The sequence below is a fragment of the Streptomyces sp. NPDC086147 genome, assembly GCF_040702165.1.
Classification (GTDB): Bacteria; Actinomycetota; Actinomycetes; order Streptomycetales; family Streptomycetaceae; genus Streptomyces.
The window spans coordinates 1-13,505 of sequence record NZ_JBFBJO010000029.1; the positions used below are offsets into that span (position 1 = coordinate 1).

11 protein-coding genes are annotated in these 13,505 nt (G+C 75.4%); 10 read left to right on the forward strand and 1 reads right to left on the reverse strand.

Translation table 11 applies throughout. From position 1 onward, the window contains the following. The 5 genes from AB0398_RS32060 to AB0398_RS32080 all read left to right on the forward strand — a co-directional run. The coding region (locus AB0398_RS32060; RefSeq protein ID WP_366379180.1) for an adenosylhomocysteinase at window positions 1-266 on the forward strand (266 nt) is incomplete at its 5' end. A gap of 208 nt (window positions 267-474) precedes the next feature. Further along, complete coding sequence (locus AB0398_RS32065; RefSeq protein WP_366379181.1) at window positions 475-1,740, forward strand: beta-ketoacyl-[acyl-carrier-protein] synthase family protein; 1,266 nt, start codon at window positions 475-477, stop codon at window positions 1,738-1,740. After that, a complete protein-coding gene (locus AB0398_RS32070; RefSeq protein WP_366379182.1) occupies window positions 1,737-3,008 on the forward strand; it encodes a ketosynthase chain-length factor in 1,272 nt (423 codons plus the stop codon). The genes AB0398_RS32065 and AB0398_RS32070 overlap by 4 nt, the downstream gene beginning before the upstream one ends. Window positions 3,009-3,091: 83 nt before the next feature. Next, window positions 3,092-3,370, forward strand: coding sequence for an acyl carrier protein (locus AB0398_RS32075; protein ID WP_366379183.1), 279 nt, complete (start codon window positions 3,092-3,094; stop codon window positions 3,368-3,370). 78 nt (window positions 3,371-3,448) lie between these two features. Then, window positions 3,449-5,104 (forward strand): FAD-binding protein, encoded by a 1,656-nt coding sequence (locus AB0398_RS32080; RefSeq protein WP_366379184.1) that lies wholly within the window; start codon window positions 3,449-3,451, stop codon window positions 5,102-5,104. Window positions 5,105-5,193: 89 nt separating this feature from the next. Here the strand turns inward: AB0398_RS32080 and AB0398_RS32085 are convergent, their stop codons facing one another. Further along, on the reverse strand, window positions 5,194-5,490 hold the full coding sequence (locus AB0398_RS32085) for an antibiotic biosynthesis monooxygenase family protein (protein ID WP_366379185.1): 297 nt from the start codon (window positions 5,488-5,490) through the stop codon (window positions 5,194-5,196). Between the two features lie 199 nt (window positions 5,491-5,689). Here AB0398_RS32085 and AB0398_RS32090 point away from each other — a divergent pair, with 199 nt between their 5' ends. From AB0398_RS32090 to AB0398_RS32110, 5 genes are all read left to right on the forward strand, one after another. Beyond that, the gene (locus AB0398_RS32090) at window positions 5,690-6,691 is read left to right on the forward strand and encodes an ATP-binding cassette domain-containing protein (RefSeq protein WP_366379186.1); all 1,002 of its coding nucleotides are present in this window, start codon (window positions 5,690-5,692) and stop codon (window positions 6,689-6,691) included. Beyond that, window positions 6,688-7,512, forward strand: a complete 825-nt coding sequence (locus tag AB0398_RS32095; protein WP_366379187.1) for an ABC transporter permease — start codon at window positions 6,688-6,690, stop codon at window positions 7,510-7,512. Before AB0398_RS32090 ends, AB0398_RS32095 begins: the two co-directional genes overlap by 4 nt. 23 nt (window positions 7,513-7,535) lie before the next feature. Further along, the gene (locus AB0398_RS32100; protein WP_366379188.1) at window positions 7,536-10,451 is read left to right on the forward strand and encodes a DEAD/DEAH box helicase; all 2,916 of its coding nucleotides are present in this window, start codon (window positions 7,536-7,538) and stop codon (window positions 10,449-10,451) included. Next, a complete protein-coding gene (locus AB0398_RS32105) occupies window positions 10,448-11,773 on the forward strand; it encodes a hypothetical protein (RefSeq protein ID WP_366379189.1) in 1,326 nt (441 codons plus the stop codon). The genes AB0398_RS32100 and AB0398_RS32105 overlap by 4 nt, the downstream gene beginning before the upstream one ends. A 226-nt stretch (window positions 11,774-11,999) precedes the next feature. After that, entirely contained in the window at window positions 12,000-13,505 is a 1,506-nt protein-coding gene (locus AB0398_RS32110) for an AMP-binding protein (protein ID WP_366379190.1), read from the forward strand.

A 13,505-nucleotide genomic window follows, 5' to 3' on the forward strand; every position in this document is an offset into this window, starting at 1 on the left:
TGAACCTGGGCAACGCGACCGGTCACCCCTCCTTCGTGATGTCGAACTCCTTCGCGGACCAGACCCTGGCCCAGATCGAGCTCTTCACCAAGCCGGAGCAGTACCCCGTGGGCGTGTACACGCTGCCGAAGCACCTGGACGAGAAGGTCGCCCGCCTCCACCTGGACGCGCTGGGCGTGAAGCTCACGACCCTGCGTCCGGAGCAGGCCGCCTACATCGGCGTCGAGGTCGAGGGCCCGTACAAGGCGGACCACTACCGCTACTGATTCCGCCACCGGATCCACGGCGGACTCCGCCGTCGGCTCCGCCCCGGAGGGCCGCCCGCCACCGTGCGCGGGCGGCCCTCCGAACTTCGAGTGCACCTCTAGGCAGGTCGGCGAGGCTCGAACCGACTGGCACCCACATGGTCCGGCCATCCGGCCACGGGCGTCACGCCCCTGCTACCCCGGAGGAGACAACTGTGAGGCACAACCGATGAGGCGCGTCGTCATCACCGGCATCGGAGTGGTCGCACCCGGCGGAGTGGGCACCAAGGAGTTCTGGTCACTGCTGACGGCCGGACGCACCGCCACCCGCGCCATCACCCTGTTCGACGCGTCGCAGTTCCGGTCCCGGATCGCGGCCGAGGTCGACTTCGACCCACAGGCGCACGGCATCACCGCCGAGGAGGCGCTGCGCCTCGACCGCGCCGCCCAGTTCGCCGTCACCGGCGCCCGCGAGGCCCTGTCCGACAGCGGGCTCGCCGGCGGCATCGACCCGCTGCGCACCGGAGTGACGCTGGGCAGCGCCGTCGGCTGCACCACCGGCCTCGACGTCGAGTACGCCAAGGTCAGCCGCAACGGCGCCGACTGGCTCGTCGACCACGAGCGGGCCGTCTCCCACCTCTTCGACTACTTCGTGCCGAGCTCCATGGCCGCCGAGGTGGCCTGGGCCACCGGCGCCCAGGGCCCCGTGTCGATGGTCTCCACCGGCTGCACCTCGGGCCTGGACTCGATCGGCCACGCCCTGGAGCTGATCCGCGAGGGCTCCGCCGACGTGATGGTCACCGGCGCCACCGAGGCGCCCATCTCGCCCATCTCGGTGGCCTGCTTCGACGCCATCCGCGCCACCTCCCCGCGCAACGACGAGCCGGAGACCGCCTCGCGGCCCTTCGACCGCACGCGCAACGGCTTCGTGCTCGGCGAGGGATCCGCCGTGCTCGTCCTGGAGGAGTTCGAGCACGCCCGCCGCCGCGGCGCCCACGTCTACGCCGAGATCGCCGGATTCGCCTCCCGCAGCAACGCCTTCCACATGACGGGGCTGCGGCCCGACGGCAAGGAGATGGCCGAGGCCATCCGCGCCGCCCTGACCGAGGCCCGCCTCGACGCCTCCGCCGTCGACTACGTCAACGCGCACGGCTCCGGCACCAAGCAGAACGACAAGCACGAGACCGAGGCCTTCAAACTGGCCCTGGGCTCCCGCGCGTACGAGGTGCCCGTGAGCTCGATCAAGTCGATGATCGGGCACTCGCTCGGCGCCATCGGCTCCCTGGAGGTGGCCGCGAGCGCCCTCGCCATCGAGCACGACACGGTGCCGCCCACGGCCAACCTGCACGAGCCCGACCCGGCCTGCGACCTCGACTACACCCCGCTGACCGCGCGCGAGCAGCGCACCGACACCGTGCTGACCGTCGGCAGCGGGTTCGGCGGCTTCCAGAGCGCCATGATCCTGACCCGTCCGTCCCTGGGGGAAGCGGCATGACCGGCACCATCACCCGTGAGGCCCCGGCCGGGACCGCCGCGGTCCGCCCGGCGGCCGCCGTCGTCACCGGGATCGGCGTCGCCGCCCCCAACGGCCTCGGCACCGAGGCCTGGTGGGCCGCCACCCTGCGCGGCGAGAGCGGCATCGGGCCCCTGACCCGCTTCGACGGCAGCGGCTACTCCTCCGGCCTGGCCGGCGAGGTCCCCGGCTTCGTCGACGAGGACCACGTCTCCAGCCGTCTGATGCCGCAGACCGACCGCGTCACCCGGCTCTCCCTGGCCGCGGCCGCGGAGGCGCTGGGCGACGCCGGGGTCGACCCGGCCGAACTGCCCGAGTACGCGGCCGGCGTCGTCACCGCCAGTTCGGCGGGCGGCTTCGAGTTCGGCCAGCGCGAGCTGGAGGCCCTGTGGAGCAAGGGCGGCCAGCACGTCAGCGCGTACCAGTCCTTCGCCTGGTTCTACGCCGTCAACTCCGGCCAGATCTCCATCCGGCACGGGCTGCGCGGCGCCAGCGGCGTCGTCGTCTCCGAGCAGGCCGGCGGCCTGGACGCCGTCGCGCACGCCCGCCGCCAGCTCCGCAGGGGCGCCTCGCTCGTCGTCACCGGCGGCCTGGAGTCGGCCCTGTGCCCGTGGGGCTGGGCCGCGTACACCGCCTCCGGCGAGCTCAGCACCGGCACCGACCCGGCCCGCGCCTACGTGCCCTTCGACGAGGAGGCGCGCGGCCACGTGGCCGGCGAGGGCGGCGCCCTGCTGATCCTGGAGGACGCCGCGTCCGCCCGGGACCGGGGCGCCCGCGCCTACGGCTCCGTCGCCGGCTACGCCGCCACCTTCGACCCGGCGCCCGGCACCGGCGGCGCCCCCCGGCTCGCCGACGCCGCCGCCCTCGCCCTCGCCGACGCCGGCGTACGGGCCGACGAGGTCGACGTGGTCTTCGCCGACGCCGCCGGGTCCCGCGCCGCCGACCGCGCCGAGGCCGAGGCCCTCACCGGCCTCTTCGGCCCGTACGGCGTGCCCGTCACCGCGCCCAAGTCCATGACCGGGCGGCTCTCGGCGGGCGGTGCGTCGCTCGACCTCGCCGCCGCCCTGCTCGCCCTGCGCGACCAGGTGATCCCGCCGACCACCGGCACGTCCGCGCCCGCCGCCGAGTACCGGATCGACCTGGTCACCGGCGGGCCGCGCGAGGGCCGCGCCCTGCGGACGGCCCTCGTCCTGGCCCGCGGCCGGGGCGGCTTCAACTCCGCCGTCGTCGTCCGCGCCCCCGCCGCCTGAACCGCCGCACCCGCCTTCCCCCACCCGAGGGAAACCCGAACCGCCGCACCCGCCTTCCCCCACCAAGAGAAAGAGGTACCCCCGTGGACCGCCTGGACATAGCCGACCTGACCACCCTCCTGCGCGAGTGCGCGGGCGAAGGCGAAGGCGTCGACCTCGACGGCGACGTCCTCGACACCCTCTTCGTCGACCTCGGGTACGACTCGCTGGCCGTGCTGCAGACCACCGGCCGGATCGAGCGCGACTACGGGATCTCCCTCGACGAGGAGGCCATCGACGACGCCGAGACCCCCCGCCAGTACCTCGACCTCGTCAACCGCGCGATCGAGGCGCGGACGCTCGTCGCGTCCCCGGCCGCCTGACCCTCCGCGCACCGCCCGCGCGCTCCCCGCACTCCCCACCCGGCTCCCCGCGCCGCCCCCCGTACCGAGAGGTTTCCGATGACTGTTCCAAGCCGCCGACGGTTCGTCACGAGCACGGCGGCCGCGGCCGCCGCCACGGCCGCGGCGGGAGCCGGGATCACCGCCGCGGCGGCGCCCGCCCACGCCCACCGGCCCGGCCGGGCCGACGCCGGAGCCGGGTTCGCCCCGGTCACCGTGGCGCAGGACGACCCGCGCTACGAGGACCTCGCGGTGCGCGGCACCAACAAGCGGTTCACCGCGCGGCCGGAGTCCTTCCGCGTGGTCTCCTCCACCGCGCAGGTCGTCGCCGCCGTCGGCGAGGCCGTGCGGGCGGGCAAGCGGATCGCCGTCCGCAGCGGCGGCCACTGCTACGAGAACTTCGTCGGCGACCCGGCCGTCCGGATCGTCCTCGACCTCGGCCAGCTCGACACCGTCCGCTACGACGCGGACCGCCGGGCCTTCGAGATCGGCGCCGGCGCCCGCCTCGGCGACGTCTACCGCACCCTGTACTACGGCTGGGGCGTCACCGTCCCCGGCGGCGCCAGCGCCTCCGTGGCCTTCGGCGGCCACGTCCTCGGCGGCGGCTACGGGCCGCTCTCGCGCCGCCACGGCATCTCCTCCGACCACCTGTACGCCGTCGAGGTGGTCGTGGTCGACGCCGCCGGCCGCGCCCGTGCCGTCGTCGCCACCCGCGAGCCGGGCGACCCGCACCGCGAGCTGTGGTGGGCCCACACCGGCGGGGGCGGCGGCAACTTCGGCGTCGTCACCCGCTACTGGTTCCGCAGCCCCGGCGCCACCGGCGGCGACCCCACGACCCTGCTGCCCCGCCCGCCCGGCAGCGTGCTCACCTCCACCGTGATGTTCCCGCGCGACGGCCTGGACAAGGCGGCCTTCCGGACCCTGGTCGGCAACCACGGCCGCTGGCACGAGCGGCACAGCGGCCCGGACTCGCCGTACCGGGGGCTCTTCAGCGGCCTGGTGCTCCTCGGCCGCCAGCACCAGAACGACCAGGGCCTCGCCGCGATCGCCTTCACCCACCTCGACGCGACCCTGCCGAACGCCGAGAAGCTGCTCCAGGACCACATCGACGCGCTGACCGCGGGCGTGGCCGCCGAGCCGTGGGTCATGCCCACCGAGAAGCTGCCGTGGCTCGCCTCCGTCAACTCGCTGGCCGCCGCCCAGGACGCGGAGACCGGCCGCCAGAAGATCAAGTGCTCCTACCTGCGGCGCGCGTTCGACGACGCCCAGATCGACGTCCTGTACGACCGGCTGTCCGGCACCGACCACGTCCACGACACCGCGTCGGTCTCCCTCCAGTCGTACGGCGGCCGCGTCAACGCGGTGGCGCCCGGCGCGACCGCCTCGGCCCAGCGCGACTCGGTCCTCAAGGCCCTCTTCATGAACACCTGGCAGGACCCCGCCCAGGACGGCGACAGCGTCGACTGGCTGCGCCGCCTGTACGCCGACGTGTACGCGGAGACCGGCGGCGTCCCGGTCCCCGGCGGCCAGGGCGACGGCTGCTTCGTCAACTTCCCCGACGTCGACACGGCCGACCCCCGGTGGAACACCTCGGGCGTGCCCTGGCACGAGCTGTACTACAAGGGCAACTACCGGCGCCTCCAGGCGGTGAAGTCCGCCTACGACCCGAGGGACGTCTTCCGGCACGCGCTCTCGATCCGCCCGACCGGGCGCTGACGCCCGGAACGGGCCGGGGGAACGGCGAAGGACAGGGCCGGGGCGACATGCCCCGGCCCTGTCCGTGCCCGCCGTACACCCCTACGCCTCTACGCCGCCCGGCGCTCCAGGACCGTGACCGGGTAGAGGTTCGGCTCGCTGGTGCTCAGCTTCCGCAGCGCCGCCGCGTGCGGGGCGAAGGCGGGGTCGGTGACCGCCGCGCGGAAGGACTCCTCGTCCTCCCACTCGGCCACGTTGACGTAGTGCCCCGGCAGGTCGCCGTGGCGCACCAGGCGGTGCGTGAGGAAGCCGGGCCGCGCGACGAAGAACGCGGAGGTCTCCTCGAAGAGCCGCTCGAACTCCTCCGGCGGGCCGGTGACGGTGAACCTGTTGACGAAGGTGACCACTTCAAGCCTCCGGGTCTCGTGCGGACGGTCCGCGCTGCGAACGTCCTCCCTCCGGCTCGACCCGCGCTCGAACGGGAAACGAGCCGCCCCGTGAACCATGCCGTGCAGGCACCCCCATGCCCGGACGGGCCCGCCCGCGCGGACGCCCGCCGGACCGGGGCGCCGCCGCACCCGCCCGCACGCCCCGAGGAAGGACACCATGGGATCCGAGTACGCGATCCACGCCGAGGACCTGCGCAAGCGGTACGGCGACGCCCACGCCCTGAACGGCTTCGACCTGAGGGTCCCGCCCGGCACCGTGCACGGCCTGCTCGGCCACAACGGCGCGGGCAAGACCACCGCGGTCCGCATCCTCGCCACGCTCGCCGGCCTCGACGGCGGCCGCGCCGAGGTCGCCGGCTACGACGTGGTGCGCCAGAGCGCCCGGGTCCGGTCGCGGATCGGCCTGCTCGGCCAGTACGCGGCCGTCGACGAGGTGCTCAGCGGCCGTCAGAACCTGGTCATGTTCGGCCGCCTCTACCACCTCGGCAAGAAGGAGGCCGGCGTCCGCGCCGACGCCCTCCTGGAGCAGTTCGGCCTCGCCGACACCGGGAACAAGCAGGTCAAGGACTACTCGGGCGGCATGCGCCGGCGCCTGGACCTGGCGGCCAGCCTCATCCTCGCCCCGCGCGTGCTCTTCCTCGACGAGCCCACCACCGGCCTCGACCCGCGCAGCCGCAACGAGGTCTGGGCGGCCGTCCGCTCCCTCGTCGACGACGGCACCACCGTGCTGCTCACCACCCAGTACCTCGACGAGGCCGACCAGCTCGCCGACGCGATCTCCGTCATCGCCTCCCCCCGCAAGGAGGGCGGCCGGGTCATCGCCGAGGGCACCCCCGACCAGCTCAAGTCCGCCCTCGGCGGCGACCGCATCGACGTGACCGTGCGCAACGCCACGGACCTGGGGGCCGCCGCCGGCGTCCTCGCCTCCGTCACCGGGACCGCCGTGGAGACCGACGAGGACAACCGGCGCGCCGGGGCCCCCGTCTCCGACCGGGTCGCCGCCCTCACCGGCGCCGCCCGGGCCCTCCAGGACGCCGGGGTGGACGTCGAGGACATCGCCCTGCGCCGCCCCACCCTCGACGAGGTGTTCCTGCACCTGACCGGCGAGCGCGCCGGGGAGGGCGCGCAGCAGAAGGAAAAGGAAGAGGTGACGGCGTGACCACCGCCGATCCGCAGACCGACGTCCACAAGGGCGGCCTCGGCTGGGCCCTGTCCGACTCCTGGGTCCTGACCGGGCGTTCGCTCGCCCACTGGGCCCGCAACCCCGCCCCCGTCGTCATCGGGCTGCTCTTCCCGATCATGATGGTGCTGATGTTCGGCTACCTCTTCGGCGGGGCCATGCAGGTGCCGGGCGGCGGCGACTACCGCGAGTTCCTGGTGCCCGGCATGTTCGCCATGACCATGGTGTTCGGCATTGAGGTCACCATGCTCGCCGTCATCACGGACGCCTCCAAGGGCGTCACCGACCGCTTCCGGGCCATGCCCACCTCCTCCGCCGCCGTGGTCGTCGGCCGCAGCATCGCTGACATGCTCAACTCCGTCCTCGGCCTGGCCGTGATGATCCTCTGCGGCCTCGCCGTCGGCTGGCGCGCCCACGAGGGACTCCTCGACGCCCTGGGCGCCGTGGGCCTGCTGCTCCTGCTGCGCTTCTCCCTGCTGTGGGTGGGCATCTACCTCGGCCTCGTCTTCACCGACACCGCCGCCGTCACCGCCGTACAGACCCTGGTCTGGCCGCTCGGCTTCCTGTCGAACGCCTTCGTCTCGCCCGAGACGATGCCGGGCTGGCTGGCCGCGATCTCCGAGTGGAACCCTCTCTCGGCCACCGGCACCGCCACCCGCGAGCTGTTCGGCAACCCGGGCTGGGAGGGCACCTCCTGGGCCTCGGAGCACGCGGTCCTGCTCGGGATCCTCTGGCCGGTCGTGATCTGTGCGATCTTCTTCCCGCTGGCCGTGCGACGCTACCAGCGGCTCGGACGCTGACCTCACAGGAGCAACCGGAACACATGGCAGAAGCAGTGACGACAACGGCCGTACCCGCCACCGGACTCGACCGGTGCGCCGTGGTCTTCGAACCGGACGACCCAGCCCGCACCGGAAGGCTCGCCTTCTGGCAGCCCGACGGAACCGACCTTCCCGACCTGCCGGGGGAGCGGGCCGAGGCCGCGCTCGTCACCGCCGCCGCCGACGGGACCGTGGAGACCCGCACGGTCCCCGTGCTCCGGCTCCCGGTCGCCGACGCGCTGCCGGTCCTGGCCCGCGCGGCCGGGCCCGGCGCGCGGGTCCACCCCGCCGCCGCGTTCTGGGGCGCCGCCGCCGTCCTGGCCCTGCACCTGGCGGCCCGCCGCCGGCTGCTGCCCGGCGTGTCCGCCGCCGGGTACGACGCCTGGCGCGCCGGACCGCTCGACCTGGACGACGTGCGCCGCATCCGCGCCCTGGCCGCCGCCGCCCCGCCCGAGGCCCGCGCCCTGCCGCTGCCCGGCCGCGGCGCCCCCCGGCTGCCCGACGCCGAAGGGCTCGTACGGGCCTTCCTCGACGCCGTCGCCGACACCCTGCCGCGCACCCCCGCCGCCGAGGCCGCCTCGGGCCGGGCCGCCTTCTCGGCCGGCCCGCCCCAGCACGTCCCCCAGCTGCGGGCCTGGGCCGAGGAGGTCTCTGCCGGACTCGACACCGGCGTCCGGCTCTCCCTGCGCCTGGAGCTCGACGCGGGCCCGGAGCCCGACCCGCACCCGGAACCCGACGCGGGACCCGGCCCGGAGCCCGCCCTGCACCTGGTCCCCTGGGTGCACAGCCTCGCCGACCCCACCCTCGCCGCCCCCGCCCGCGACGTCTTCGACGGCGGCGGCGCCGGCTTCGGCTTCCGCGCCACCACCGACACCGCCCAGGCCGTCCGCCGGGCCGCCGGGGTCTGGGCGCCGCTGGAGCGGATGCTGCCCGTCCCCGGGCCGCTCGCCCTGACGGACGGCGAGGTCGACGAACTGCTCGGCGACGGGGCCGGCCGGCTGCGCGCCCACGGCATCGACCTGGACTGGCCCGAGGGCGCCTCCCGGGCCCTGGCCGCCGAGGCCGTGGTCGGCGCCGGGCTCACCCCGCCCACCGACATGCGCTCCCTCTTCGGCGGCGAGTCCACCGTCGACTTCCGCTGGCGCCTCACCCTCGACGGGGACCCCCTCACCGAGGAGGAGACCCGGCGGGTCGCCGACGCGGGACGGCCCGTGGTCCGGCTGCGCGGGCGCTGGCTCCTGGTCCCCGCCCACCTCGCCCGCAAGGCCCGCGAGCCCGCACTGCCGCCGCTCACCCCCATCCAGGCGCTGGGCGCCGCCCTCACCGGCCGCGCCGAGACCGGCCGCGACGAGGTCGCCGTGGCCCCCACCGACTGGCTGACCGCCCTGCGCGACCGGCTGGCCGACCCCGAGGGCGGCAACGAGCCGCTGCGGGTGCCCGAGACCCTGAACGCCACCCTGCGCGACTACCAGCTGCGCGGAGTGCGCTGGCTGGAGCGCATGACCTCGCTCGGCCTCGGCGGCTGCCTCGCCGACGACATGGGCCTGGGCAAGACCGTCCAGCTCATCACGCTCCACCTGTTCCGGCAGGAGCACGCGGAGACCCGGGGCCCGACCCTCGTGGTCTGCCCGGCCTCGCTGCTCGGCAACTGGGAGCGCGAGGTCGGCCGCTTCGCCCCCGGCACCCCCGTGCGCCGCTTCCACGGCTCCGGGCGGACGCTGGACGGCGCCGACGGGGGCTTCGTCCTCACCACGTACGGCACCATGCGGCTCGACACGGAGCGGCTCGGCGCGCACCCCTGGGGCATGGTCGTCGCCGACGAGGCCCAGCACGTCAAGAACCCGCTGTCGGGCACCGCCAAGGCGCTCCGCCTGATCCCCGCCGACGCGCGGATCGCCCTCACCGGCACGCCCGTCGAGAACAACCTCTCCGAACTGTGGGCCGTCCTCGACTGGACCACCCCCGGACTCCTGGGCACCCACGGGCGCTTCCGCTCCCGCTGGGCCAAGCCCGTCGAGGCCGAACGGTCCGTGGCCGGCGGGACGGAGGAGCCCGGAGCGCCGGAGGGCGGCGGCACCGCCGCGCGGCTGGCCGAGCTCGTCCGGCCCTTCCTGCTGCGGCGCCGCAAGACCGACCCCGGCATCGCCCCCGAACTGCCCCCGAAGACCGAGACGGACCGCCCGGTGCCGCTCACCCGCGAGCAGACCGCGCTCTACGAGGCGCTGGTCCGCGACGTGATGGCGGAGATCGGCAGCAGCGACGGCATCGCCCGCCGCGGCCTCGTCCTCAAGCTCCTCACCGGGCTCAAGCAGATCTGCAACCACCCCGCCCAGTTCCTCAAGGAGGAGGACGCGGCGAAGGCCGCCGGCGACCCGCTCCGCCTGTCCGGGCGCTCCGGCAAGCTGGAGCTCCTCGACGAACTCCTCGACACGATCCTCGCCGAGGACGGCGCGGTGCTCGTCTTCACCCAGTACGTCGCCATGGCCCGGCTGCTCGAACGCCACCTCGCCGACCGCGGCGTCCCCGCGCAGCTCCTGCACGGCGGCACCCCGGTGCCCCGCCGCGAGGAGCTGGTGCGCCGCTTCCAGAACGGCGAGGTCCCGGTCTTCCTGCTGTCCCTCAAGGCGGCCGGCACGGGCCTCAACCTCACCCGCGCCGACCACGTCGTGCACTACGACCGCTGGTGGAACCCGGCGGTCGAGGCCCAGGCCACCGACCGGGCCTACCGCATCGGCCAGACCAGGCCGGTGCAGGTCCACCGGATGATCGCCGAGGGCACCGTCGAGGACCGCATCGCGGCCATGCTCCAGGCCAAGAAGGAGCTGGCGGACGCGGTGCTCGGGGCGGGCGAGGCCGCCCTGACGGAGCTGACCAACGACGAACTGGCCAACCTGGTCGAACTGAGGAGCGCGGGATGAGCGGATACGAGGAAGCGGGCGCCGCGGACACCGGGGCGCGCGGCTTCCCCGCCTTCCCCGCCCGCAAGGGCGGCCGGGCCCGCGGCCAGTCCTGGTGGGCGAAGGCGTGGACCGGGGCGATGGAGGACACCTCCCTCGACCCCGAGCCGCTCAAGCGGGGCCGTACCGTGGCCCGCTCGGGCCGGATCGGCCCGGTCACCGTCGCCCCGGGCCGGATCTCCGCGGTCGTGTACGACGGCGGGGAGGCCCCCGGCACCGTCGAGGTCGCCCTCGCCGAGCTGACCGACGACGAGTGGGACCTGCTCTGGGAGAAGCTCGCCGAACGGCCCGCCGAACTGGAGGCCTTCCTCGCGGGCGAACTGCCGCCCGATCTCCTGGAGGCGGCCGAGGACGCCCGGGTCCGGCTGCTCCCCGGCTACGGGGACCTGGAGCCGGAGTGCGGCTGCGACTCCTACGACCACCCCTGCGAGCACGCCGCGGCCCTCTGCTACCAGGCCTCCTGGCTGCTCGACGAGGACCCCTTCCTGCTCCTCCTGATGCGCGGCCGGGACCGGGCGACCGCCCTCGACGAGCTCAAGACCACCGTGCTCCTGGGGGCGATGGGCGGATTCGGGGACGAGTACGAGGAGGAGTACGAGGAGGACGACGAGGACGCGTACGAGGAGACGGACGGGGACGGCGAGGAGGACGGGGAGCCGGACCCGGACGCGCCCGGCACCGACGCCCGCGAGGCCTACGCCCTGCCGCCCGTCCCGCTGCCCGCGCCGCCCCCGCTCCCGGAGCCGCCGCCCGCCCCCGAGGGGACCGGCACCGGCCTCGACGCCGACCCGATGGAGCGCCTGGCCGACGACGCGGCCGAGCGCGCCCGCGCGCTGCTCGCCCACGCCCTCGGGCACACCGCCCGGCCGCCCGCCCCGCTGACGGTCTGGCAGGACACCGTGCGCATCGCGGCCCACGCCGACGCGCGGACCGTGGAGCGCCTCGCGCGGGCCAGTGGGCGCGCGGAGGAGCTGCCGAGGGCGGCCGCCGCCTGGCGGCTGGCGGGCGCGGAGGGCCTGGCGGTCCTGGAGGAGAGCTGGACGCCCGAGCGGCAGGCCACCGCCCGGGCCAGGACCGAGCTGGCCGCCGGCTGGGACGCGGACGAACTGCCGGAGCCCGAGGTCCGGGACAACCGCTTCACGTACACCGAGCGCGGTCTCCAGCTCCGCCGGGGGCGGGACGGCCGCTGGCACCCGTACCGGCGGGAGGGCGACGCCTGGTGGCCCGCGGGGCGGCCCGAGAGCGACCCCGTGAGCGCCCTCGCGGAGCTCCTGGAGGGCTGAACCACCGCCCTTTCCGGGCCCGCGTCCACCACCGGACGCGGGCCCTTCCGTCTTCCCCGGTCCCGTCGGTCACGGGCCCGCCCGTCTCCTCCCCGCCCCGCCGGACGCGGGCCCCTCCGCCTTCCCCCGCCCCGGCGACAGCCCCGTACACCGAGGCTCGAACTGTTCTCCAGTCGCGAAAACCACCATCGGTGGCACATGCATCGGCAGGAGGAGACGGGGGAGCATGACAGGCGCAGCCGGCGGAGGACGGGGACACACCCCGGCCGACGCCTTCCTCGCACACGCCCGGACGAGGCCCGGGGACACGGCCCTCGTCCTGCGGGACGAGGAGACGAGCTACGGACGGCTCCTCGACCTCGTCACGCGCGAGCGGGAGCGGCTGGCCGCCCTGCCGGCCGCCGCCGGCGAACCGGTCGGCGTGCCGGCCGTCAAGTCCCCCGGCACCGTGGCCCTGGTCCTCGCCTGCCTCCTCGAACGGCGGCCCGTGCTGCTGCCCGCCGCGACCCTCGGGCGCGAGGTGCTCGACCGGCTGTACGCGGGGGCCGGGGTGCGCCACGTCCTGACCCCCGGGACCGTCGAGCCCGCCTCGTCCGCCCCGGCCGTCGAGCCCGCGCCGGCCGCCGCGGTTCCCGCCGGAACCGCCCTGCTGCTCACCACCTCCGGCTCCACCGGGCTGCCCAAGACCGTGCCGCTGGGCGCCGCCGCGATCACCGCGTTCACCGACTGGGCCGCCGGCCACTTCGACATCGGCCCCGGCACCACGGTCCTCAACTACGCGCCCCTCAACTTCGACCTGTGCCTGCTCGACGTGTGGACCACGCTGGCCCGCGGCGGCCGGGTCGTGCTCGTCGACCCCGACCGCGCGCTCCAGGGCCCGTACCTCCTCGACCTCGTCACCCGGTACGCGCCCGAGGTCGTCCAGGCGGTGCCGATGTTCTACCGGCTGCTCGCCGACGCGGCCCGCGAGGCCGGCGGCCGCGCCCTGCCCGGCGTACGGCACGCGGTGTTCACCGGCGACACCGTCCCCGCGCCCGTCCTGGAGGAGCTGCCGCGCCTGCTGCCCGGCGCCCGGCTCTCCAACGTGTACGGCTGCACCGAGACCAACGACAGCTTCCTGCACGAGGTGACCGACCCGGCCGCGCCCGTACCGCTCGGCCGGCCCCTGCCCGGCGTGGAGGCGCTCGTCGTCACCGCCGACGGCACCGTCCTCGACGGCCCCGGCACCGGCGAGCTGTACGTCTCCACCCCGTTCCAGTCCGAGGGCTACCTCGGCGGCGCCGGGGCCGGGGCCTTCGGGCCCGACCCCCGGGGCCCCGGGGCGGCGGACGGACGGCGCTGGTTCCGCAGCGGCGACCTGGTGCGGCGCGACGAGCGGGGGATCCACACCCTCGAAGGGCGCACGGACTTCCAGGTCAAGGTGCGGGGGGTGCGGATCAACCCGCAGGAGGTCGAGCACGTCCTGCTCGCCCACCCCGAGGTGGCCGAGGCGGCCGTCCTCGCCCTGCCCGACCCGGTCGCCGGCCGGCTGCTGCACGCCGTCGTGCGGCGCTCCGCCGGCAGCGCCCTCCACAGCCTCGCCCTGCGCGGGCACCTGGCCCGCGGCCTGCCGAGGGCCGCCGTCCCCTCCACCGTGCGGATCACCGACGAGCCGCTGCCCAGGACTTCCACCGGAAAGGTCGACCGCGACCGCGTCGCCCGCTCCCTCGCCCGCACCAGCAAGGAGAACTGA